Here is a 22,804-nt window from a genome sequence, read left to right as displayed (position 1 = left end):
TGCTGGCCCGCACGCCGCGGCGTCCCATGGGACGCCGCCGACGCGTGCCCGTGGCCCGTCGACCGCCGCCCGAGAGCCGCACGGCCTCTCCGCGCGCCTGGCTGCTGCTCGGAGTCACGGCGGCCGGAGCTGTGGCGTTTTCCCTCATCCTGGCGGTCATCGGGAACCCGGTCGAAGGCGTGGACGAGATCCTAGGGGAGGCCCAGCTTCTCCTGGCCCCGGCGCCGGAGGCGGCGAACCCCGAGGCATTGCTGGTGCCGCGGGCCGACGACGGCCGTGCCACGCAAGCGAGCGTGCCGGAATTGCTGGGGCTCACCCGGTCGGCCGCCGAGGCCGCCGCGGCCGCCGCCGAGTTCCGCATCGTGTTTGACCAAGACTTCAGCGAAACCGTCGCGGAGGGTTTGGTCAGCCGGCAAACGCCGGACGCGGGCAGCCTCCGAAGCACCGGGGAGCCGCTGCGGGCCACCCTGAGCCTGGGAAGGCCGCAGGCGGCCGTTCCCAGCGTGGTGGGTCTCGCCGCGACGGAGGCACGCGCCCGACTCGCTGCTGGTGGCTTCCAGGTGCTGGAGGTCGCGGCGTTCAGCCGCGACGTCCCGGCCGACCATGTGCTGCGACAGGATCCGATCGCCGGCAGCGTGATCAATCGGCGCTCGGCCGTGGTGCTGCACCTCAGCCGTGGCGTCGAAACCGTCACCGTGCCGCCGCTCGCCGGACGCTCCGAAGACGACGCGCGCCGCGCCGTCGAGCTTGCCGGTCTCGCGCTGGCCGAGGTGGTCTACAAGGAGACCGGCAGCGTGCCGAACGGGGTGGTCGAGTCCCAGCATCCCCCATCTGGCGCGTCGCTCGCCCGCGGAAGCGAGGTGGAGCTGACCGTTGTGCGAGTGGGTGAGATCGAGGTTCCGGAGCTGCGCGGCTTGCCGGCCGCGGCGGCCGAGCGCGAGTTGCTCGACCGCGGCTTATTCATCGGCGCCCTCACCCGGCTGCCCACGGCGGGCGTGGCCGACGAGCAGGTCACGGAGCAGGAGCCCGGCGCCGGCGCGCGCGTGCCCCGCGGGTTCAGCGTGCGGCTCACGGTGGCGATACCCGGCGAGGTGCAGGCGGTTCCGCCGAGCGGATAACCGGCCGCTTTGGGTCGGCGCAGGCGTGTCCCGGCCCCGCCCGACGTATGCCGCCTACCGTGCTTACGGCTGCTTTGGGTCTACGTCCGGAATGCGGTCGGCGCCAAGCCGGCGCAGCGCCTCCTGCAAGAGCTCGTCATCCTCGCCGCCGTAGGGCCCGTCCGAGGACTCGTGCGGCACGTCCGGTGTAAGCCCCGAGTCGTTGAGATTCACGTCGTTCGGCGTGATCCAGATGCCGCTTGTCACTCGCATCACGGACTCGTCCGACAACTGATGCAGCTCTTGCATCGAGCCCTTCCCGAAGGTCTCGTCGCCCATCAACTGGGCGCGGCCGTGCGCTTGGAGCGCGCCGGCCACGATTTCGGAGGCGCTGGCCGATCCGCCGTTCACGAGCACCAACATGGGCGTCGTCGTATCGCCCCCTTCGTCCTGAACGCGCCAGCGCGTGCGACCCTCATGGCGGTGATCCTGGATCAGAATGGTCTGGCCCTTGGCCAGGAACTGGGCCGCGACCCGCACGCTCGCGTCGAGCAGCCCGCCCGGGTTGTTGCGAAGGTCGAGCACCAGGGCGGAAATGTCTTTAGCCGCAAGATCGTCCAGGGCCTGCCGCAGCTCGCCGGACGTGCGGCTGCCGAAATTGGCAATGCGCACGTAGCCGATTTCGTCGAACCGATCCTTCGTGACCGACGGCACGAGAACTCGCGCCCGCTCGACGCTGACGTCGCGCGTGTCCTCGCTCCCCTCGGGCTGCATCGTGAGGACTACCGACGTCCCCTCCTCGCCGCGCACGAGCCTGCCGAACTCAGCCAGCGACATCCCGCGCGTGGCCACGCCGTCCACCGCGACGACGAACTCATTGGCGCGAATCCCGGCACGCTCGGCCGGTGAGTCTGGCAGCGGCGTGAGCACGAACGGCGTTTCGTCGCGCAACTCGATGCGGATGCCCACGCCAACGAAGCTGCCGCGTATTCGCTCACGAGAGCGCTCGGCTTCCTCGGAGTTCTGATAGACCGTGTGTTGATCCTCGGTCGCCTCGGCAAGCCCGCGAATCGCGCCTTCCCGCAGAATCTCCGGGTCGAGTGGACCGCCGTAGAAGTGGTCCTGAATGACGGTCCAGGCCTCCCAGAACAGGGCGAAGTCAACGTCGTCGAACTCGGCGGGCGTCTCGGGCCGAGCGTCCGCGGTCGGAAAGGCCAGCGGACGAGGATCTTGGTCTGCGTCAACGTCAGCCGGCAGTTCGGGGTCAACGGCGCCGGCGAACTGGTCCCGTGGCTGAGTCCCCTGATCCCCGGCGATGGTCCCGGTAATGAAGCCCGCGCTGAACACCGCGCATAGGGCAACGACAGCGGCCGCAAGCAGCATGCCCGTCCGCGGGTTGCGATTCATGCGAGGAGCCCTTGGCGATGTCGCCCCAAAACCCTAGCGCAGCGCTGCGTGCGGGTCAGTGGCGCAGCCCACGCTGGCGCTCCGGGGGGGAGCCAGTATGCCAGTGCGGGCCTAGCCTGGACCGTTCGTGGGCTGTGGCTGCGCCGCGGAGCCAACCAATGTGTCCGATTGCACGCAGCCGTCGTCCATGTGGATCACGCGCCGGCGCAGACGGTTCACCGTGCCCGTGTCGTGCGTGGCGACCACCGTGGTCACGCCGTCGGCGTTGATGTCCAGCAGCAGGTCCACGATTTCCGCCGCCCGCTCGGCGCTCAGGCTTTCCGTCGGCTCATCGCAGAGCAGGATCTCGGGATTCGCGACCACCGCGCGCGCGATGGCCACCTTCCGCTGCTCGCCGCCCGACAGCTCCCGGGGAAAGCGCGACTCTTTGTCGGCTAGTCGAACCCGCTCGAGCACCGCCTTCACGTCGGACGTCAGATCGGCACCGCCCATGCCACGCACCCGGAGCGGCAGCGCCACGTTCTCGGCCACCGTGGCGTTCGGCAGCAGGCGCGTGTCTTGGTAGACCACGCCCATGCGCCGCCGCAGCCGCGTCAGCCCCGGCCCGGTCAGCTCGGCGGTATTGCCGCCCCCGACGAGGACCACGCCGGTGTCCGGCTGCTCCTCGCGGGAAATCAGGCGCAGCAGCGTGGTCTTGCCCGCGCCGTTCGTCCCCATCAGAAAGGCGAACTCGCCTCGCGAGATCGCCAGCGTGACGCCGTTTACCGCCCGCACGTCGCCATAGCTCTTGGTGACCGACTGCAGCACGATCACGCCGACGCGCCCTACACCGAAAGGTAGCGGCGAACCGAGAAATAGCTGCCCAGGCTGCCGACGATCAGACCCACAAGCAGCGTAAAGACCGCCAGGTTGCGCACGAAATCGGTGTCAGTCGACACCGGCAGGAACGACACGATCCGCGTGACGACCGGCGCGGCTTGTGCGTAGAGCACCACCAGCGCGATGGCCGCGATGCCGGCCCCAACGCCGCCAATGATCGCGCCCTCCGCCACGAACGGACCTCGCACGAACCAGTCGGTCGCACCCACCAGCTTCATGATTTCAATCTCTTGGCGCCGCGCGAACACGGCGATCCGAATCGTGTTCACGATCACGAACAGCGTCACGCCGGTCAGGGCAATGATGATCACCGAGCCGGCCACGCGGGCCAGGTTGGAAATCCCAATCACCTCTTCGACCACGTCCAGCGGCACCACCACGTCGTCGAAGACCGTGGTCATCGTTTGCAGCTCCTGCGCCAGCTCGGGGACGACGGACGGATCGTTCAGACGAAGCTCCACGCTGGCCGGCAGCGGATTGCTCTGCAACACGTCCAGGATGTCGCGCTGGTCCACGAACCGCGACTCGAAGATCGCCAGCGCGTCCTCCTTGGACACGAACTGGACTTCGCCGACGCCGGGCCGCGTGCGCAGATCGTCGATGATCGCCATCACCTGCGTGGGGCGCGCCTCGTCGCGCACATAGGCAATCAGGTTGCTCTTGCGTCCCAGCGCCGTCACCATCTGGTTCAGGGTGTCGTTGATGGCCAGAAACCCGGCCAACGTGATGAGCATGATGGCCGTGGTGACGATGGCGCCGCCCGTCATGGTGCGGTTGCGCCAAAGGCCCGTGAGCGCCGAGCCGAGCAGGTAGCGCGCGACGTGCAGCCTAGCCATAGTAGCCACCCTCGGGCTCGTCCCGAACCACTCGCCCGCGCTCGATTTCAATCACCCGCCGCCGCATCGTGTCGACCAGCGTCCGGTTGTGGGTGGCGATCACCACCGTGGTGCCCCGCGCGTTGAGTTGGACCAGAAGTTGGATGGTTTCCCAGCCCGACTCCTGATCGAGATTCCCCGTCGGCTCGTCGGCCACCAATATCGGGCACCGCCGCACCAGCGCGCGCGCGATAGCCGTCCGTTGTTGCTCGCCGCCGGATAGCTGGTGGGGGTAGTGGTTGGTCCGCCGGGTAAGCCCCACGGTCGCGAGCGTCTCCTCCACCAGCCCGTCGGACAGGTGATCGAACTCGTTGGTGGCCTTCAGCACGAACTCCACGTTTTGCCGGACCGTCAGCGAGGGCAACAGCTTGTAGTCCTGGTAGATCACTCCCACGCGCCGCCGCAGCTGGGGCACGTCCCGGCGCCGCAGCCGGGTCACGTCGGTGGCTTCCACGAACACGCTGCCAGTAGTCACGGTCTCGTCGCGGTTGATGAGCCGAATGATGGTCGTCTTGCCCGCGCCGCTGGGACCGACCAGGAAGGCAAAGTCGCGTTCGGGAATCTCCAGGCTCACGCCGTTGAGTGCTTGCGTGCCGTTGGGATAGACCTTGTGCACGTCCTCCAGGACGATCATGGCTGTCGCCCGCGCCGCACACGGATCGGTGCCCGGAGATGCTGGAGAATTCCGTCCCGGCTCACGTTAGTACCGAGCATATCCGCGCGCGACGCGTACACGCCGGACGAGGAGCACGGTTGCCGCGGCCGCGATGACGGCCAACGCGGCCGCGGCGGCAACGACGGGGTCGGGCGCCGGCCGGGCGGGTGGCGTCCCTTCGCCGTCCGGTGGCGCCGTCGCGCCGGCGATCTCGGGCTGCGTCAGCGCCGAAAATGTCGGGCTGTCCACCCCATGGGTGCCCAGCCACGCACGATCAAGCTCGTCGAGCGAGATGCCCAGCGCCGCCTGCACCGCCTCGTTGTCGGACACGCCGCCCGCATACGCCTCGAGCAGGTCGGCAATGCCTTCTCTTCCCCAGGTCTCGATGATGTACGTCACGAGCGAGTTGCTCTGGGCATACGCGTTCACGGCCGCCTGGCTGTCCGCCGGAAAGCTGCCGGTGATGCCGCGTAGGGAAACGAAATTGTCCTCGTCAACGAGCCTTGTCATGATGTCGCCGTAGGCAAATCGCTCCTTGATCTCCGCCTCCACGGTTGTGGCCAGGCCCTCGTGGAGCCAGGCCGGCAAACCGCCAAACGAGTTGTGCGTGCGGTGTTCCAGGACGATATGCGTGATCTCGTGCGCAACTGTGGCCTGGAGGTCGAGCGGGTCGCGGTTCACCACCGGGGCATGCAGCACGGTGACGTTCAAATCGGCGATCGCTGCGCCGCCGACCCAGGCACTCGTACCACCCCCCAGGTCCCGGCGCATCTGCGCGATGTCGGCGTACAGCATCAGCCGCGTCGGTCGCTCCAGCTCGGCGCCGAAGCTGTCGCGCAAGATGTCCAGGGCCGCGCGAATGCCGGCCCGCGCGTCCATCTCGACCGCCTCGCCTCCCGCGTAATACCAAATCTCGACCAGGCCTTCGCTGGCAGTTGTCCAAGGCAGCGTCGCGTCGATATAGCTCACGGCCGCCGGGGCGGTTTGAGTCTCCGACCCATCGGCCGAACGGACAACGAACCGGTACTCGACCTCGGTGCCGACCACTAGCGGGTCGCGAGGCTCCCAGGCGAACGCGGCGCGCAGGAGCCCGTCGGCCACCGAAAACTCCGCCGCCGACCGGCGGACCACGATGCTGTCCGGGAGCCCGTAACGCACCTCGACGCTGGCAGGCTCCGCGGCCGCATGCGGCATTTCCAGGCGAAAGGTGATGCCGGTGCCAAACTCCACGTCCGTGGTGAGCACCGCCGAATCGAGCTCCGCTGCCGCCGACGTGGTCCAGGCCCCCACGAGCGCCAGGGCTACCAGCATCGCGACGAGCGGGGCTCGGACGACGCGCCGCCTCATGAGGGCCGCTCCACGGTTGAAGGCGCCGTCGCCCGCAGGTAGGTGTCGATGAAGACATCGAGATCGCCGTCCAGCACCGCTTGCGTGTTGCCCACCTCCACGCCGGTGCGCACGTCCTTGACCATGCGGTAGGGGTGCAGGACGTACGAGCGGATCTGGCTGCCGAAGTCCACGGCTTTCAAGTCGCCCCGCAGCCGCACCTGCTCAGCCTCTCGCGCGGCGATATCGCGTTCCAGCAGCCGTGCGCGCAGCACCTGCAGGGCGACCTCACGGTTCTGGTGCTGCGACCGTTGGTTTTGGGAGCTCACCACGATGCCCGACGGCTGGTGCGTGATTCGCACCGCCGAATCGGTCTTGTTGACGTATTGCCCGCCGTGCCCGCCGGCCCGAAAGGTCTCGACGCGGAGGTCGGCCGGGTCGATCTCGATGTCGCCGGCCTCTTCCAGCACCGGAATCACGTCCACGCGGGCGAATGAGGTGTGCCGCCGGTTGCCGGCGTCGAACGGCGACTGGCGCACCAGCCGATGCACGCCGCGCTCGGCCTTCAGATAGCCATAGGCGAAGTCGCCCTCGATCTGCACCGTCGCGCTCTTGATGCCGGCTTCCTCGCCGGGCGATACCTCGATCACCGTCGCGTCGCACTTGCGCCGCTCGGCCCAGCGCGAATACATGCGCAGCAGCATCTCGGCCCAGTCCTGGCTCTCCGTGCCGCCCGCCCCGGACTGGATCGTGAGGAAGGCATCGTGGGCGTCGAATTCGCCGCCCAGCAGCAGCTGCGTCTCGAGCGCATCGAGGCGGCGTGTCAGCGCGGATGCTTCGGCTGCCACGTCGCCGAGCATGTCGGCGTCATCCGCGTCCGCCAGCTCGGCGAGCTCCAAGACCTCGGCGGCTGCCGTTTCAAGCTCGTCCCAGATCTCGATCTGCGACTTCAGACGCGTGATTTCGCGCATGGTGTCGCGAGCCCGGACTTGGTCCCCCCAAAACTCGGGCTCGGCGATTTGCGCCTCTAGCTCGGCCAGGCGCTCGGCGTTGGACGCAAGGTCAAAGATGCCCCCGAAAGTCGCGCACCCGGTCGCACAGTGAGCGAGCGGATTGCAAGACGTCGGCGGAGTCGAGAGCGGATGGCATGGCGCGGCGGACTAGCCGGACCGGACTTTCTTGCCGCGTCGCGCCTGGCGCTTGGCGCGCTTCTTCTCGTCGCGTTCCCGGCGTCGGCGCTCGCGCCGCGTCAGCCGCGGCGCCTGGCCCCCGCTGCCGTTGGCTCGGCTGGCGCCCGCCGCCGGTGCCGCTGGTGTCGCCGCGGCGGCCTGCTCCCGGTGCCGCGAAAGGACGGTGCTGGCCGGGAGCTGCTGCTGCACCTGCGCGCGAAACACGCGCCGCAAGATGTCGGACTGCATGGTGGTCATCAGCTGCTCGAACATCTGAAAGCCTTCGCGCTTGAAGGCCACCAGCGGGTCCTGCTGCCCGTAAGCGCGCAGCCCGATGCCCTGCCGCACGTCTTCGATGGCGGTCAGATGCTGTACCCAGAGATAGTCCGTGTTTTGGAGCATGATCCAGCGCAGCAGCGGCTGCACGGCGTCATCCGGCAGCTCGTCGATCTTGCGACGCCAATCCTCGTGGGCGCGGGCTTGCAGCGCTTCGCGCAGGTCGTCCGCGCGCAGCCCTTCGAAATCGTCCGCCCGCAGGCCGCGGGCGGGTCCGCCGCTGATCGCCAGATATGACTGCACCAGCTCTTCCAGCTCCTCCGGTTCCGTTTGCGGGGAGATGTCGTGCGCGTCCACCAGGTGGTCGACTTCGCGCTCGAGCATCTCGTCCACCATGTCGACCAGGTCTTCGGCCTTGATGATGCGATCGCGCTGCTGGTAGATCACGCCGCGCTGCCGGTTCACCACGTTGTCGAACTCGATGACGTACTTGCGCGTCTCGTAGTTGTGGGCCTCCACCTTGGTCTGGGCGGATTCAAGCGCCTTCGTCACCATGCCGCTCTCGATCGGCTGGTCCTCTTCCACGCCCAGCCGCTGCATCAGCCCCTGGATGCGATCCGAGCCGAACCGCCGCATCAGCTCGTCTTCCAGCGACACGAAGAACTGGCTGGCGCCGGGGTCGCCCTGGCGGCCGGAACGACCGCGCAGCTGGTTGTCGATCCGGCGGGCGTCGTGCCGCTCGGTGCCGAGGACATGCAGCCCGCCAAGCTCGATGACCTGGTCGTGCTCCGCCTGCCACTGCGCGGCTGAGCGCCCCTCGGGCCGACCGCCCAGGATGATGTCCGTGCCGCGGCCCGCCATGTTCGTGGCAATGGTGACCGCGTCCAGCCGGCCCGCCTCGGCCACGATCTGCGCCTCCTGCGCGTGGTACTTGGCGTTGAGCACGTTGTGCACCACGCCCTCGCGCCGCAGCATGCCGCTCAGCTCCTCGGACTTTTCGATCGACGTCGTGCCGACGAGTACGGGCCGCCGCTCGCGGTAGGACGCGACGATGCCGCTGATCACCGCCCGGTCACGAGCCTTGGCCGAGGCATAGACGAGGTCGGGGGCGTCGTCCCGGATCATCTCGCGATGCGTCGGGATCACCCGCACGTTGAGGTCGTAGATGGTCTGAAACTCTTGCTCTTCCGTTTTGGCGGTACCCGTCATGCCGGCGAGCTTCTCGTACATGCGGAAGTAGTTTTGGAACGTCACCGTGGCCATCGTCTGGCTCTCGCGCTGCACGGCGACGTTTTCCTTGGCCTCGATCGCCTGGTGCAAGCCGTCGCTGAAGCGCCGCCCGTGCATCAGACGGCCCGTGAACTCGTCCACGATCACCACCTCGGCCCGGCGATCGCGGCCATCGATGACTTGGCCGTTCGCAAACAGCACGTAGTCCTTGCCGCGCGTGTACATCACCTGCGCGCGCAGCGCCTGCTCCAGGTAGTGAACGAGCTGGAACGACTTTTCGTCGTACAGGTTGTCGACCTTGAGCAGCCGCTCCATCTTCGAGATGCCCACTTCCGTCAGTGATACGGCGCGGAGCTTCAGATCGACGGTGAAGTCCGTGGCCGCATCCAGCCGCGTCACGAGCCCCGCAAACTGGTAGTAGTGCTCGGTGGACTCCTCGGCGGCCCCCGAGATGATGAGCGGCGTCCGAGCCTCGTCGATGAGGATGTTGTCGACCTCGTCCACGATGGCGTAGTTGAGCCCGCGCTGCACCCGGTGCGCCAGGTCGTGCACCATGTTGTCGCGCAGGTAGTCGAACCCGAACTCGTTGTTCGTGCCGTAAGTCAGGTCGGCCGCATAGGCCGCGCGCCGATCGTCGGGCGGCAAGTCGTGCTGGATCACGCCGGCGGTCAGCCCCAAGCGCTCCACGAGGGCGCGGCCGTACCAGCCGGCGTCGCGCGCCGCCAGGTAGTCGTTCACCGTCACGATGTGCACGCCGCGGCCTTCGAGCGCGTTGAGATAGGCGGCCAATGCCGCCACCGACGTCTTGCCCTCACCGGTGCGCATCTCGGCAATGTCGCCGTCGTGCAGCACCATCCCGCCCATCAGCTGCACGTCGAACTGCCGCTCGCCCGTGTGCCGGCGCACGGCCTCGCGCACGGCGGCAAAGGCCTCCGGCAGCAGGTCGTCCAGCGACTCGCCGGACGCCAGCTGCTGGCGCAGCTCGTCGGTTACGCCAAGCAGCTCCCGATCCGAGAGCCGCTGCGTCTCGGGTTCCAGGTCGTTGATCTCGGCCACGCGAGGTCGAAGCTGTCGCGCAGTGCGCTCGGCATCGTCGCCGACGAGGTGTTTGAGAATGCCCAGGGCCATGGCAGAAAGATGGTCCGGCCGCTCGCGGCCGCTACTTCAGTCGAGTATATCGGCGGATTCGCCGCCTGACCGTGGCATCGCCAACCCGACCCCGGTGACTCAGAGGCTGATCACCTGCTCGTAGAGCTCCACGATCTCGGCCTCGGAGGCCAGCCGGGGATTGTTGCCCGGACTGCCGCTGGCCAGCGCGTCGCGCGCCATCTTGGGCGTGGCGCGCCGAAACGCCTCGCGATCGACGCCCCATGCGGCCAGCGTCGGCACCTCGACCTGGGCGCAGAGCTCCTCGACCAGCCGCATGCCGCTCGCGGCGGCCGCTTCGTCGGTGTCGCCGGCCCCGGCCGCGCCCATGGCTCGCCCAATGTCGGCATAGCGCGCCACGGCTCCAGGGATGCTGAACGCCATCACCGCGGGCAGCAGCATGGCGTTCGAGAGCCCGTGCGGGACGTGGAACAACGCGCCGATGGGCCGCGACATGCCGTGCACCAGCGCCACCGAGGAGTTGTGGAACGCCATGCCCGCGTGCAGCGAGCCCCGCGCCATCGCGTCACGGGCCTCCAAGTCGTCCGGGCACTCATAGGCCCGCACCAGCGACCCGGCGATGCGCTTGACGGCGTCGATAGCCAGCGCGTCGGTAAGCGGATAGCTCTTGCGGGAAACGTACGCCTCGATGGCGTGCGTCAGCGCGTCGAGGCCGGTGGAGGCCGTCACCCCCGGCGGCATGCTCACGGTCGGCGCCGGGTCGACGATGGCCGCCGCCGGCACCAGCTGCGCGCTCATCAGCAGCATCTTCACGTCGCGTACGGGATCGGTGACCGCCACGCCGCGGGTCACCTCCGCGCCAGTCCCGGCCGTGGTGGGAATCGCAATAACCGGCAGCCCCGGACGCGGAATCCGCTCGTACCCTTCGTAGTCGGGCAGCCCGCCCGGATTGCCCGCCAGCACGGCCGCCGACTTGGCCGTATCGATGGCGCTGCCGCCGCCGAACGCGATCACGCCATCCGCGTCGCTCGCGCGAATGCGCCCCAGCGCGCGGCCCACGTCGTCCGTCGTCGGCTCTGCCGCCAGCGCATCGTCGATCGTCAGCTCGACCTCGGCCTCGGCCGCATATGCCTGCAAGACGGGCATCCACGGCCCGCTGGCGAGCACGCGATCCGTCACCAGCACCGCGCGCTGGATGCCCAGGTCGGTCAGGGTTTCCGGCAGTCGTGACAGGGCGCCTTCGCCGACGTGAATCACGGGCGGCACGCGAAAGTCTCGGCCCTGGGGCATTTCGGCCATGACGGTCTCCTCTGGCGGCCCTATAGCGACCGCTCGGCGACTTCCTCGAATCGCCCGTGCGAGCGAATGAATCGCAGATCCAGTTCACCGACCGGCCCGTTGCGTTGCTTGGCAATCGTCAGGCGCAGGTCCACGGGCTTTCCAATCACTTCGTCGTCGCGCTCGGGCTCGTGCAGGAAGACTACGACGTCAGCGTCCTGCTCGATGGACCCGCTTTCGCGCAGGTCCGAAAGCCGGGGCGTGGGGTTTGGCCGCTGCTCGACGGCGCGCGAGAGCTGGGCGCAGGCCACGACCGGGATGTTGAGCTCACGGGCCAGCGACTTCAGCGAGCGGGTGATCTCGGTGATCTCTTGCACCCGATTGTCGCGGTAGGTCGCGGAGCTCATTAGCTGCAAGTAGTCAACGATGAGCAGCCCGATGGTGTGCTCCAGGTGCATGCGCCGGGCCTTCCCCCGCAGCTCGAGCACCGTCAGCGACGGCGAATCGTCGATCAAGATCGGGTACTCGGCGAGCTCGGCCATCGCCGCCACGGCCTTGGCAATCTCCGCGTCGTTGAGCTCGCCGTCTCGAATCCGCATGGAGTCGACCCGGGCGCGGCTGCCCACGATCCGCTGCGCCAGCTGATGCCCCGGCATCTCCAGCGCGAAGAAGCCGACTGGAACGTCGTTGTGCATGGCGGCGTGCAGCGCCAGTTGCAGGGCGAACGCCGTTTTCCCCATGCCGGGCCGCGCCGCCAGGACGATCAAGTCGGAGCGCTGCAGGCCGCCCGTCAACCGATCCAGCTCGCCGATGCCGGTTGCCACGCCGCTCAGGACGCCTCGATGTTGCAGCCGGAACATGAGCTGCTCTTCGAACACGTGCATCACCGCGCGCAGCGACTCGAAGTCGCGCGTCCCCATCTCATTGGCGATGCTGAAGATGAGGCTCTCGGCCAGGTCCAGCACGTCGTCGGGATCGGCGCCCGCGCGATAGGACGCGCCGGCCATTTGCGTGGCCGCCTGGATGATCCGCCGCAGGATGCCCGTCCGCCGCACGATAGAGGCGTAGTGCTCCACGTGGAACGCCGTGGGCACCGCGTTGATCAAGTCGGCGATATACGGCGGGCCGCCAGCGAGCTCCAGGCTCTCCGTCCGGCGCAGCTCGTCGGATACCGTCACCGAGTCCGAGCGTTCGTTGCGCGAGGCGATGTTGGAGACGGCCTCGAAGATGGCGCGGTGCTGCTCGCGGTAGAAGTCGTCGGGCTGGATTTTGCCGCTGACCGTGCTCACGGCATCCGAGTCGATCAGCAAGCTGCCCAGCAATGAGCGCTCGGCATCCAGGTCCTGGGGCGGAAGTCGTTCGATCTCGGTCGTCACAGCGGCAAAACCGTCCGTTCGGGGATCAATGGCGGCGTGCCATTAAGGGGGCATTTGAGCGCCCTTGCCACGGCGCGCTGTATCGCCGCGCGTGACTCCCGAGCATGGGCCCCCCCATCCACAGCTGTTTCCGAAAGACTCCAATATGCCGTGGGGATAACCACGCCCTCGAAAAGCAGACCACGATAAGGCGGGACAATTATACCAGACATAATACGAACAACGCGCTTTTTGCGCGGGTGGATCGCGGTCCACTCTGAGTCCGTCAATCCGGCGAAGGCCGGAATCCAGTCCGGTCGAACCGGCAGCCGCTCTGGGTGTCTGTTGCAGGGGCGGGTCTCAGACCCGCCCGCGCAGCTTGCTCGCTTCGTCGGATCGCCGTCCGGTCCCCTCTCCCTTGATGGGAGAGGGCTAGGGTGAGGGTGCACTCGGAGACGCTTGCGCCGGACGCGATCCTTCAGGAAGCAGGGAGACCTACCACTGCCCTATCCACAGTTACAGAAGGAACCTGTGCGTTTGAAGAAGAACGGCCAGCCCTAGCGCGAGAAGTCGTATTCCCCAACTTCGACGGCACCTGGCTCGGCTTCCTCCGGCGCCTCCGGCTCCTCCGGCTCCTCGGGCTCTTCCGCCGGCTCCTCGTATTCGACTACCTCGAGCGTGATGGACGCCTCAACGCCCGCCGCGACTCGAATCGGCAGCAGGTAGCGGCCCAGCGACCGGATCGGACTGTCGATCTGCAGCGTGTGACGATCGATCTCCACCCCAAGCTGCTCGCGAATCGCCGTGGCGACGTCCTGGTTGGTGATCTGGCCGTGCATGCGTCCCTGGTCGCCCACGACCACCGCGATCGTGATGGCCTGGCCCTGGAGGGCGGCGGCGAGGCCCTCCGCCTCGGCCCGCGCGGCCGCCTCGCGCCGGTCGGCCAATTCCTCATGAAAGTGCGTGTCCGCCAGCCGTTTGGCGGTCGCGGTCACCGCCAGGCCGCGCGGCAACAAATAGTTGCGCGCATAGCCCGCCGAGACCGAGGCCACGTCGCCAATCTGGCCCAGACTCGGCACGTCTTTGATCAGCACGACTTTGACGCTTGGCATGTCAGGACTGCTCGAAGCTTCTGGTATATGAAGCGGCGTAGATCATAAGCCGAATCTACCCGCCCTGCTCGCTGAGGGACTTGAAGAACGCCGCATTGCTTTCCGTGCGGCGCATGCGGTCGAACATCAGTTCGGTGGAATTCGAGGAATCGTGCGAGTCCATGGCGTTGAGCATCCGCCGCAGGCGCCAGAAGTACTTCAGCTCGTCGTCGGCCAGCAGCAGCTCTACGCGTCGGGTCCCGGACCGCAGCACGTCCACGGCTGGGAAGGTGCCGCGCTCGGCCAGGCGCCGGTCGAGCATCAGCTCCCAGTTCCCCGTGCCCTTGAACTCCTCGTAGATCACCTCGTCCATCCGGCTGCCCGTCTCGATCAGACACGACGCGATGATGGTGAGGCTGCCGCCGTCGTCCACCTTTCGCGCGGCGCCGAAGAACCCCTTGGGCGGATAGAGGGCTTGCGGTTCGATGCCTCCTGAAAGCGTGCGCCCGCTCGACGGTTGCACCAGGTTGTAGGCCCGGGTCAGTCGCGTGATGCTGTCCAGCAGAATCAGCACGTCCTCGCCGCTCTCCACCTGGCGCTTGGCGCGTGCCGACGTCATCTCCGCGACGCGGGTATGGCTCTGCGGCTGCTCGTCAAACGTCGAGCTGATCACCTCGGCGCCCTCAACGGTGCGTGCCCAGTCGGTGACTTCCTCCGGGCGCTCGCCAATCAACGCCACGATCACCCGCACGTCGCTGTAGTTGTGCAGCACCGAGCGGGCGATGCGCTTCATCAGCTCCGTCTTGCCGGCCTTGGGCGGTGAGAGCACCAGGCCCCGCTGGCCGCGTCCGATGGGGGACACGATGTCGATGACGCGAGACGTCAGCTCGGACTTGTTGTATTCGAGGCGCAGTTGCTCATTGGGAAAGACGGGCACCAGCTTCTCGAACAGCAGGCGGTTGCGGGCGCGCTCGGGGTCGAGGCCGTTGACGGCCACCACGCGCACCAGCCCGTGATAGCGGTCGTTCTGGCGCGCCGGACGGACCTGGCCGCTGACGAGGTCGCCCGTGCGCAGGCTGAAGCGGCGGATCTGCGACTGCGAGACATACACGTCCTCGGGACTCGGCATCCAGTGCGCGTCGCGCCGCAGGAATCCGTAGCCCTCGTCCACGATCTCCAGCACGCCTTCCAGGAACAGGGACCCCTCGCGCTCGTTGCGCGCCTGGACGATCAGATTGATCAGCAGCTCTTTGGTCGTGTCGACCTCGCCGTTGGGCTGGATGCCCAGTTCGGCCGCCAGGGCTTGAAGCTCGTCCATCGAGCGCGCCTCGAGCTCGGCCCACTCGATGCCGGGGTCTTCCTGGAGCTCATAGGTCCGCTGCCGGCCGTGTCCGCCGCCGCGACGGCCTCGTCCGGGACGCCGGGAGCGCCGATTCGACCCGCCGCGACCGCCGCCGGAGTCCATCATCATCAGCTCCTCCCCAACGCCGCGCGTGAATCCTGGGACGGTGGCATAGGCCGGCGATATGGCTTGCGCATGGGGTACCTACGAGGTCCAAAACGCACAACGAACCATTGCGAACGCGGTGAAGTCGCGGGCCCGGTTCGTTGCCGGGGGCGCCCGCCGTCAAGTATGCGGGCGGCTCGAATCACGCTAGCACCGCGCGAAATTCGATGTCAAGAAGCCCAGCGCCACTGCCGATTCACACCTGACCGCTCCGTCGCGCGTCGACGGCTTCCAGGTTCCATCGGGCAACGTCCGGCCGCACGAAGGCAAGGGGCGCGGCCCGCCGACCGCGGGCGCTTCACGACGTTTGGAGTGTCAATGTGGGTGATGAACCGGACGCCGCGCCGTCTCGGGATCCGCTGGTCCCAGCCATGTCCACCGGCGCCGCGATGGTCGGTCGGTCACGCCACCAATTCACCCGCTGCCTCATGGTAATCTGGCGCGTCCACCAGCCTACTCATCTAACGCACAACTGCCATTGGACAACCGGTGCGCCTCATGCGCGCCCTGATGCACGGCACGCACCTGAGGCCTAGCGCCACCGGGGCGGCGCAGCGGCTCATTCGGCGGGCCGGCCTTGGCGCGGCCCTCCTGCTGGCCGCCCTCGTGTTGGCGGCGTGCGGCGTGACGCCGCAGACCATCCTCGAGCCCACCACCGAGGCCGCGCGCGCCTCGCATTGGCTCTTCCTGGTCGTCTTTTGGGCCGGATTGGCCGTCTTCGTCGTCGTCGAGGGCGCCTTGCTCTACACGATCTTTCGCTATCGCCGGCGGCGCGGCGACACCCTGCCGGCGCAGACCCACGGCAATCTCAAGCTCGAGATCGGGTGGACCATCGCCCCAACCATTCTCGTCGTCCTCCTGGCGGCGCTGACGGTGCCCGTGATCTTCGCCAATGCCCAGCAGCCGGAGGACGACGCCATTCGGGTCGAGGCCATCGGCCACCAGTGGTGGTTCGAGTTTCGCTATCCGGATCTGGGCGTCGTGACCGCCAACGAGCTGCACCTCCCGGTCGGCAGGCCGGCCGCGATCATCATCAAGAGTGAGGACGTGCTGCACAGCTTCTGGGTGCCGGCCCTGCGCGGCAAGTTGGACATGGTGCCGGGCCGCACCAGCGTGTTCCGCATCTTCCCGGAGCAGACCGGTACCTTCCCGGGCCAGTGCGCCGAGTTCTGCGGCACCGCCCACGCCCTCATGCGCTTCACGGTTGTCGTGGAGGAGCCTGAAGAGTTCGACGCCTGGGCGGCCCATCAGTTGACCGACCGCGTGCCGCCGACCACCGAGTTGGCGCAGGCCGGCGAAGCCCTCCTCACACCGGCCGGCTGCGCCCTGTGCCACACGATTCGCGGCGTCACCGACATCGGCACCATCGGGCCGGATCTGACCCACGTCGGGAGCCGCGCCCACATTGCGGCCAACACGATGGGAATGTCACGGACGGACCTGGAGCACTGGCTCCGCGATCCCACGGGCATGAAGCCCGGCAATCTGATGATCTTGCCGCGTGAGCTCACCGAGGACGAAATCGACGCGCTCACCGAATATCTGATGGGTCTCAAGTGATACGGTGCGGCCGAGTCGCGGCGGCGCCTCCGCGGAGCAGTTTCTGATGGCCACCACCACGGTCAGCGTTCGGCCCAACACCTACGCCGGGACGGCGTGGAGTTGGATCACCACGGTCGACCACAAGCGCATCGCCGTGCTCTATTTCGTCACCTCGCTGGCGTTCTTTGCGCTCGGCGGCCTTGAGGCGCTCCTCATACGGTTGCAGCTTTCGCGTCCCGAGCTCGATCTCGTCCATCCCGATCGCTTCGCCGAGCTCTTCACCATGCACGGCACGACCATGGTGTTCCTGGCGCTGATGCCCCTGTCGGCGGCGTTCTTCAACCTCCTGGTGCCGCTCATGATCGGCGCGCGCGATGTGGCCTTTCCGCGGCTGAACGCGCTCAGCTATTGGGTCTATCTCTTCGGCGGCATCTTCCTGAATATCAGCTTCATCGCCGGCGGCGCTCCGGCCATGGGCTGGTTTGGCTACGCGCCGCTGACCGCCATGGAGTTTGCCGACACGCACGCCGTCGACTTCTGGGCATTTGGGCTCCAGATCCTCGGCGTCTCGTCGATCCTGGCCTCCATCAACTTCATCGTCACGATCATCAACATGCGGGCGCCCGGCATGACGTTCAACCGCATGCCAATGTTCGTCTGGATGACGCTGATCACCGGGTTCCTGATCATCTTCGCCTTCCCCGTGATCACCATCGGACTCGTGCTGCTGCTCTTCGACCGCTACCTCGGGACCAGCTTCTTCCTCTACCAGGGCGGCGGCGACCCGGTCCTGTGGCAGCATCTGTTCTGGGTGTTCGGCCACCCCGAGGTCTACATCCTGATCCTGCCCGCGATGGGCATCGTGTCTGACGTCCTGCCCACCTTCTCTCGCAAGCCGCTGTTCGGCTACGCGGTGGTGGCCTACTCAGGCGCGGCGATCGCGCTGGTCGGATTTGGCGTCTGGACGCACCATATGTTTACCGTCGGCCTGGGTCCGGTGGCCGACACCGCCTTCGCGATATCCACGATGGCCGTGGCCGTCCCGACCGGCGTCAAGATCTTCAACTGGATCGCCACGCTCTGGGGCGGCTCGATTAGCTTGCGCACGCCGATGCTGTTCGCCATCGGCTTCATCGCCATGTTCATCCTTGGCGGTCTTACCGGCGTCAGCCTCGGCTCGCCGCCGGTGGACACCCAGGTGCAAGACACCTATTACGTGGTGGCTCACCTGCACTACGTGCTGTTCGGCGGCACGATCTTCGGGCTCTTCGCCGGCATCTACTTCTGGTTCCCCAAGATGACCGGCCGAATGCTCAATGAAGGCTGGGGCAAGGTCCACTTCTGGCTCATGATGATCGGCTTCAACCTCGCGTTCGGACCGCAGCACCAGTTGGGCATCGACGGCATGCCCCGGCGGATCCACACCTACGGCGCCGACATGGGCTGGGATCTGTGGAATTTGATGTCGACCGTGGGCGCGTGGACCATCGGGCTCTCGATGCTCATCTTCGCCATCAACGCCATCCGCTCCCTGCGCAGCGGACGTGACGCCGGACCGGACCCGTGGGACGGCGGCACTCTGGAATGGGCCATGTCGTCGCCGCCGCCGGTCTACAACTTCGCCGAAGTGCCCGTGGTCGACGACCGCTACCCCGTGTGGAAGGAGAAGCACGGTGGCGGCCACACTGGAGCCGCCGTGGCGGAGCCTCCGGCCGCCGAGACGGCGCACGAGGACGATGAACCGCATATCCACATGCCAAATCCGTCGTACTGGCCCATTCTGGTGGCCGCCGGCATGGTCCTCGCGGCCTGTGGGCTGATCTTCCACCAGGTGTTCATCTTGGTCGGCGCATTGATCTTTGGCATCTCCCTGATCGGCTGGATCGAGGAACCGCCCGGATGACCATCGACGCTCACGCACACGAGGAGCACCCCACCTCCACCGGCCTCGACAGCCGCAAGGTCGCCATGTGGGCCTTCCTGGGCTCGGAGACCATGTTCTTCGGCAGCCTGATCCTGGTCATGCTGATCAACAAGCACAACACCCTCGGGGTCATGCTTGGGCACGGCGACCACACGTTCGAGGCCGGCCAGGGAATGCTCGACCTCGTGCTCACGTCGTTCACCACCTTCGTGCTGCTCACCAGCAGTCTGGCGATGGTGCTCGCGCTGGCCGCGTTCCGAAATCGCAGCCTGAATTGGGGCCGCTTTTGGCTGATGGCGGTGGTCGCACTCGGGGCCATCTTTCTCGGCGGCCAGGTCTACGAGTTCACGGCGTTCGTCCGCGAGGGGCTGACACCGTCCACCAATCTCTTCGGCGCGTCCTTTTACATGCTGGTCGGCTTCCACGGCGCGCACGTCGCCATTGGAATTTTGTGGCTGCTCGCCGTGGTGTACTACTCCTATCGCGGCCGGTATCAGACCGCCGACACTTGGGGTGTCGAAATGGTCGGCCTGTACTGGCACTTCGTGGACCTCGTCTGGGTGGCCATCTTCACCCTCATCTACCTGATCTAGACCGAGTGACGCACTGATGTCAGCCGAGCATCCCCCCGAGGGCCACGCCGCCGAGGAGCACGACGAGCGCCACGGCTACGCCCACTACGTGGTGGTGGGGGTCATTCTCACGGTCGTCACCATCGTCGAGATCATGATTCCCAGCATCGACGCCATCCGTAACGCGCTGGGCACCGTGTGGACGACGACGTCGCTGCTCATCCTGTCGTTCCTCAAGGGCGCCGGCGTGGTCATGTACTACATGCACCTGCGGGAAGACGACCGCCTGTTCACCGCGCTCTTCATGTTCCCGTTCATGATCGCGACCACCATCGTGATCATTCTGTTCCTCTTCTGGACGCTCACCGGCCTGATTGCCTAGAAGGCATATCGGGTTCCCTCCGCCTAAGGGAGAGGGTGAGGGTGAGGGGAATCCGCCGTCTGGGCGCGGTCGGCTGAATCCCCGCCCCGCCCTGCGTAGACTTCGGTGATGACCTTCTATCTGATCCCGGAGATCACGCTGGGGCTGCTGGTGCTCACCGGCGGCTATCTCTACGCCGTGAGCCCTCTCAACCCGGACCGTGTGGAACCGGTCGCATGGCCCAGGATCGCCGCGTTCGTCACCGCCGCCGTCACGCTGTTCGTGACGCTGCACCCGCCGTTCGACACGCTCGCGGCAACGCACTTCAGCGTCCACATGTGGCAGCACAGCCTGCTGGTGTTCGCGGCGACGCCCCTGCTGCTCATTGGACTGCCCGACTGGCTGCTGGCGCCGATCTTTCGGGTGCGCGTGGTGCGATTCGTCGCGCAACAGGCGACGCGCTTGCCCGTGGCGCTGGGGCTCAGCACTACCGCCTTCTGGATCTGGCACATGCCGCCGCTCTACGAGCTGGCGCTGCAGGACCGCATCGCCCACGACTTCGAGCACCTCACCATGATCGTCGGCGGCCTCGTGATGTGGTGGCCGGTCCTCAGCCGGGTGCGCGCGGTGCCCGCGGCCGTGCCGCCCATGCAGATGCTCTACCTGCTGCTGCTGTCCATCCCGTCCGGATTCTTCAGCGCCATTTTCGTCTTCGCCAACGACCCGCTGTATCCGACCTACGAGCTTGCCCGTGGAGCGGAGGCGCTCGTCGACCAGCGCATCGGCGGTCTCATCATGAAGCTCGGCGGAACCCTCGTGCTCTGGACCATCCTCAGCGTCAAGTTCATCCGCTGGCTCAACCAACGGCCCGACGCCCATCCCGCGTCACCCCGCCCGCCGCACTAGAGGGCACGTCCTGTTTCCTCTCCTTGAGGGCGAGGGTTAGGGTAAGGGCTTCCGCGGCTCGGGCGTTGGATTCAGCGATCCTCCCGCATTGCGGAATCCGCCGCCCCCGTAGGGGCGCCCTTTGTGGGCGCCCGAGCGTCTAATCTTCGGGCTTACCCGCCGCTCACTTCGAGCGTCGCCCGCTGACCCCGCACCGCGTGTCCCTCGATCGGACACGTCAGCGTACGCGTCCCCGGACGGACGTCGACGTCCAGATACCCCGTCTGTCCCGGTCCGATATTCGGCGACGTGACGGGATCGCGATCCACGGCAAGCTCGAGCGAGTGGGTGAAGGTGCCCTCGTTCGTGATGCGGAAGCGAACCCGCGAGGCGCTTGTGGTCATGCTCGACGGCACGATCTTGAAGTCCGACATGATCACGTCGATCACCTCGCATGACGGCGCGAGGCAGTTCGTGGCCGGCGTGGTCAGGAAGTCGGGCGGCGGATTCTCGGCCACTACATACGCCAGCCCCTCGCCACAGGCCGCGAGAAGGAACGACGCGACCAGCAGCAGCGGGAAAATGGCGCGACGCACGGGTATCGGGATGTGAAGCCTCGGAAGTTGGTCGGCAACCGCTTGCCGACCGTCAAGCATAGGAGCGCGCTCCCGCGCCGTGCAACGAAAATGAAATTCCTCCGAATCTCGCTTACGCCGGCCGCGAGCGGGCGTATACAATTACGTGGAGATTGGTATCCCTGCGCTGGATGGAGTTGCTGCGTCCACGCCTCGACCGGACCTCGCGGGCGATCGCCCGAAGTCTAAACTGACCCCTCTGCTCCGGATCGGCAGATGCAGCTTCCGCGATTGCCGGGTGCTGGCGCCGTGCGTCGGCCTCGGACTGGAGCCATTGGCGCAGGGTTGGGGATCGAGACACTGATGCACACAAAGGTGGGCTGTCGTTGACGCTTGAAGTTGCCCTAGTCCTTGACGAAGAGACTCTTGAAAACGGGTTGGCCGAGCTGGTGGCGCTCGGCGCCGAGCCTGGATTCATCTATCGCGACGCCATCAACCGGGTGCTGCCGGACACCACGCAGATCCCCGACGACATCGTGCAGTGGTTCCGCGATCGGCTCGCCGAGGAAGAAATCGAGCTGCGCGACGAGCGGCCCGAGGAACGCACCGAAGAGCCCGCGCCCATCACCACGGCCCGCAGTCAGCGCGAAGAGCAGTTCGAACTCGAGTCGGCCAGCCAGGACACCGTTCGCAGCTATCTCAACGAGATTGGCCGCATCCTGCTGCTCACCGCCAAGGAAGAGGTGGACCTCGCGCAGCGGATCGAGCGCGGCGACGAAAGCGCCCGCGAGCACCTGATCACGGCCAATCTCCGCCTGGTCGTGAGCGTGGCCAAGAAGTACACCGGGCACGGCATCCCTTTGCTGGACCTCATCCAGGAAGGCAACGCCGGGCTCATGCGTGCGGCCGAGAAGTTCGACTGGCGCCGCGGCTACAAGTTCAGCACCTACGCCACATGGTGGATTCGGCAGGCCGTCACGCGCGCCATCGCCGAGCAGAGCCGAACCATCCGCCTGCCCGTCCACGTGCACGAAAAGCTCACCAAGTCCTACCGCGTGCAGCGCGACCTCCAGCTTCGGCTTGGACGCGAGCCGACCGACGACGAGATTGCCGGTGAGATGGAGATGTCGGAGGACCAGATCGGCGAGCTCAAGCAGGCGGCCAGGCTGCCCATTTCGCTGGAAACTCCCATCGGCGAGGACGGCGACACCGAAATTGGTCACCTCATCCCCGACGACGACGCAGTGGAGCCCATGGAGGCCGCCACGCGGCAGCTGCTCACCGAGCAGCTCGACAACGTGATGGAGATGCTGGATCCGCGCGAGCAGAAGATCCTGCGGCTGCGCTACGGCCTTGACGACGACACGCCGCGCACGCTGGATCAGGTCGGCCAGGAGTTCGGCTTGACGCGCGAACGCATCCGCCAGATCGAGTCACAGGCGCTCCGCAAGCTCCGCCATCCCCGCCTCGCCCGCCGCCTCAAGGACTTCCTGGCCTAGACGACGCCTCCAATTCGACTCTTTCCCCCTTCGAGGGGGAAGGTCGGGATGAGGGTCCAACCCCTTCCCCCGGCAAGGAGACGTTTGCGCCACCCCTCCGTCATTCCGGCGGAGCCTGTCCCCGCGCAGGCGGGGAGCCGGAATCCAGTCCGGACGAACCTGGCCGCAAGCCAAATGTCCGGGGTAGGGGCGGG

The 22,804-nt window shown here is 67.0% G+C and carries 19 protein-coding genes; 7 read left to right on the top strand and 12 right to left on the bottom strand.

Going from position 1 to position 22,804, the window contains the following annotated elements:
- Nucleotides 1–26: 26 nt before the first annotated feature.
- The gene (locus OXG33_00540) at nt 27–1,118 is read left to right on the top strand and encodes a PASTA domain-containing protein (protein ID MCY4112415.1); all 1,092 of its coding nucleotides are present in this window, start codon (nt 27–29) and stop codon (nt 1,116–1,118) included.
- Nucleotides 1,119–1,181: 63 nt separating this feature from the next.
- Here OXG33_00540 and OXG33_00535 read toward each other — a convergent pair whose 3' ends face one another.
- The 11 genes from OXG33_00535 to rho form a co-directional block, all read right to left on the bottom strand.
- The gene (locus OXG33_00535) at nt 1,182–2,504 is read right to left on the bottom strand and encodes a S41 family peptidase (protein MCY4112414.1); all 1,323 of its coding nucleotides are present in this window, start codon (nt 2,502–2,504) and stop codon (nt 1,182–1,184) included.
- A 111-nt stretch (nt 2,505–2,615) separates the two neighbouring features.
- On the bottom strand, nt 2,616–3,317 hold the full coding sequence (locus OXG33_00530; protein ID MCY4112413.1) for an ATP-binding cassette domain-containing protein: 702 nt from the start codon (nt 3,315–3,317) through the stop codon (nt 2,616–2,618).
- 11 nt (nt 3,318–3,328) lie between these two features.
- On the bottom strand, nt 3,329–4,219 hold the full coding sequence (ftsX, locus tag OXG33_00525) for a permease-like cell division protein FtsX (protein ID MCY4112412.1): 891 nt from the start codon (nt 4,217–4,219) through the stop codon (nt 3,329–3,331).
- A complete protein-coding gene (locus tag OXG33_00520; protein MCY4112411.1) occupies nt 4,212–4,892 on the bottom strand; it encodes an ATP-binding cassette domain-containing protein in 681 nt (226 codons plus the stop codon). Before OXG33_00520 ends, ftsX begins: the two co-directional genes overlap by 8 nt.
- A gap of 66 nt (nt 4,893–4,958) precedes the next feature.
- Nucleotides 4,959–6,260 carry a peptidase MA family metallohydrolase gene (locus OXG33_00515; GenBank protein MCY4112410.1) on the bottom strand — a complete coding sequence of 434 codons (1,302 nt, stop codon included), beginning with the start codon at nt 6,258–6,260 and terminating at the stop codon, nt 4,959–4,961.
- Nucleotides 6,257–7,388 (bottom strand): peptide chain release factor 2 gene (prfB, locus tag OXG33_00510; protein ID MCY4112409.1). Its coding sequence is split into 2 segments (ribosomal slippage): nt 6,257–7,303 and nt 7,305–7,388, totalling 1,131 coding nucleotides; the frame shifts between segments, so codons are not numbered across the junction. Before prfB ends, OXG33_00515 begins: the two co-directional genes overlap by 4 nt.
- Nucleotides 7,389–7,399: 11 nt before the next feature.
- Complete coding sequence (gene secA, locus OXG33_00505) at nt 7,400–10,042, bottom strand: preprotein translocase subunit SecA (protein MCY4112408.1); 2,643 nt, start codon at nt 10,040–10,042, stop codon at nt 7,400–7,402.
- Nucleotides 10,043–10,141: 99 nt separating this feature from the next.
- Entirely contained in the window at nt 10,142–11,320 is a 1,179-nt protein-coding gene (locus OXG33_00500) for an iron-containing alcohol dehydrogenase (GenBank protein MCY4112407.1), read from the bottom strand.
- Nucleotides 11,321–11,340: 20 nt separating this feature from the next.
- On the bottom strand, nt 11,341–12,675 hold the full coding sequence (gene dnaB / locus OXG33_00495; protein ID MCY4112406.1) for a replicative DNA helicase: 1,335 nt from the start codon (nt 12,673–12,675) through the stop codon (nt 11,341–11,343).
- Nucleotides 12,676–13,211: 536 nt separating this feature from the next.
- Nucleotides 13,212–13,766 (bottom strand): 50S ribosomal protein L9, encoded by a 555-nt coding sequence (gene rplI / locus OXG33_00490; protein ID MCY4112405.1) that lies wholly within the window; start codon nt 13,764–13,766, stop codon nt 13,212–13,214.
- Nucleotides 13,767–13,821: 55 nt separating this feature from the next.
- Entirely contained in the window at nt 13,822–15,216 is a 1,395-nt protein-coding gene (rho, locus tag OXG33_00485; protein ID MCY4112404.1) for a transcription termination factor Rho, read from the bottom strand.
- 534 nt (nt 15,217–15,750) lie between these two features.
- Here rho and coxB point away from each other — a divergent pair.
- The 5 genes from coxB (at nt 15,751) to OXG33_00460 (ending at nt 20,557) form a co-directional block, all read left to right on the top strand.
- Nucleotides 15,751–16,812 (top strand): cytochrome c oxidase subunit II, encoded by a 1,062-nt coding sequence (gene coxB, locus OXG33_00480; GenBank protein ID MCY4112403.1) that lies wholly within the window; start codon nt 15,751–15,753, stop codon nt 16,810–16,812.
- Between the two features lie 46 nt (nt 16,813–16,858).
- Nucleotides 16,859–18,697, top strand: a complete 1,839-nt coding sequence (ctaD, locus tag OXG33_00475) for a cytochrome c oxidase subunit I (protein ID MCY4112402.1) — start codon at nt 16,859–16,861, stop codon at nt 18,695–18,697.
- Nucleotides 18,694–19,311, top strand: a complete 618-nt coding sequence (locus OXG33_00470; GenBank protein ID MCY4112401.1) for a heme-copper oxidase subunit III — start codon at nt 18,694–18,696, stop codon at nt 19,309–19,311. The genes ctaD and OXG33_00470 overlap by 4 nt, the downstream gene beginning before the upstream one ends.
- A gap of 16 nt (nt 19,312–19,327) precedes the next feature.
- Entirely contained in the window at nt 19,328–19,672 is a 345-nt protein-coding gene (locus OXG33_00465; GenBank protein ID MCY4112400.1) for a cytochrome C oxidase subunit IV family protein, read from the top strand.
- Between the two features lie 108 nt (nt 19,673–19,780).
- Nucleotides 19,781–20,557 carry a cytochrome c oxidase assembly protein gene (locus OXG33_00460; protein ID MCY4112399.1) on the top strand — a complete coding sequence of 259 codons (777 nt, stop codon included), beginning with the start codon at nt 19,781–19,783 and terminating at the stop codon, nt 20,555–20,557.
- 152 nt (nt 20,558–20,709) lie between these two features.
- On the opposite strand, the gene OXG33_00455 is transcribed toward OXG33_00460, so the two are convergent.
- The gene (locus OXG33_00455; protein ID MCY4112398.1) at nt 20,710–21,192 is read right to left on the bottom strand and encodes a hypothetical protein; all 483 of its coding nucleotides are present in this window, start codon (nt 21,190–21,192) and stop codon (nt 20,710–20,712) included.
- A gap of 542 nt (nt 21,193–21,734) precedes the next feature.
- On the opposite strand from OXG33_00455, the gene OXG33_00450 reads away from it, so the two are divergent.
- Nucleotides 21,735–22,610 carry a sigma-70 family RNA polymerase sigma factor gene (locus OXG33_00450; protein MCY4112397.1) on the top strand — a complete coding sequence of 292 codons (876 nt, stop codon included), beginning with the start codon at nt 21,735–21,737 and terminating at the stop codon, nt 22,608–22,610.
- Nucleotides 22,611–22,804 lie beyond the last annotated feature (194 nt).

Source organism: Chloroflexota bacterium (assembly GCA_026708035.1).
Lineage (GTDB): Bacteria > Chloroflexota > UBA11872 > UBA11872 > UBA11872 > JAJECS01.
Note: the sequence above shows the minus strand (reverse complement) of the source record. Positions and strands in the feature narration are given on the sequence as shown.

Bases quoted from the DNA above. Each gene is read 5' to 3' on its own strand.
- OXG33_00540 (MCY4112415.1), top strand. From the start codon at position 27: ATGGGACGCCGCCGACGCGTGCCCGTGGCCCGTCGACCGCCGCCCGAG.
- OXG33_00535 (MCY4112414.1), bottom strand. From the start codon at position 2,504: ATGAATCGCAACCCGCGGACGGGCATGCTGCTTGCGGCCGCTGTCGTT.
- ftsX (MCY4112412.1), bottom strand. From the start codon at position 4,219: ATGGCTAGGCTGCACGTCGCGCGCTACCTGCTCGGCTCGGCGCTCACG.
- OXG33_00520 (MCY4112411.1), bottom strand. From the start codon at position 4,892: ATGATCGTCCTGGAGGACGTGCACAAGGTCTATCCCAACGGCACGCAA.
- OXG33_00515 (MCY4112410.1), bottom strand. From the start codon at position 6,260: ATGAGGCGGCGCGTCGTCCGAGCCCCGCTCGTCGCGATGCTGGTAGCC.
- secA (MCY4112408.1), bottom strand. From the start codon at position 10,042: ATGGCCCTGGGCATTCTCAAACACCTCGTCGGCGACGATGCCGAGCGC.
- OXG33_00500 (MCY4112407.1), bottom strand. From the start codon at position 11,320: ATGGCCGAAATGCCCCAGGGCCGAGACTTTCGCGTGCCGCCCGTGATT.
- rplI (MCY4112405.1), bottom strand. From the start codon at position 13,766: ATGCCAAGCGTCAAAGTCGTGCTGATCAAAGACGTGCCGAGTCTGGGC.
- rho (MCY4112404.1), bottom strand. From the start codon at position 15,216: ATGATGATGGACTCCGGCGGCGGTCGCGGCGGGTCGAATCGGCGCTCC.
- coxB (MCY4112403.1), top strand. From the start codon at position 15,751: ATGCGCGCCCTGATGCACGGCACGCACCTGAGGCCTAGCGCCACCGGG.
- ctaD (MCY4112402.1), top strand. From the start codon at position 16,859: ATGGCCACCACCACGGTCAGCGTTCGGCCCAACACCTACGCCGGGACG.
- OXG33_00470 (MCY4112401.1), top strand. From the start codon at position 18,694: ATGACCATCGACGCTCACGCACACGAGGAGCACCCCACCTCCACCGGC.
- OXG33_00465 (MCY4112400.1), top strand. From the start codon at position 19,328: ATGTCAGCCGAGCATCCCCCCGAGGGCCACGCCGCCGAGGAGCACGAC.
- OXG33_00460 (MCY4112399.1), top strand. From the start codon at position 19,781: ATGACCTTCTATCTGATCCCGGAGATCACGCTGGGGCTGCTGGTGCTC.
- OXG33_00455 (MCY4112398.1), bottom strand. From the start codon at position 21,192: ATGCTTGACGGTCGGCAAGCGGTTGCCGACCAACTTCCGAGGCTTCAC.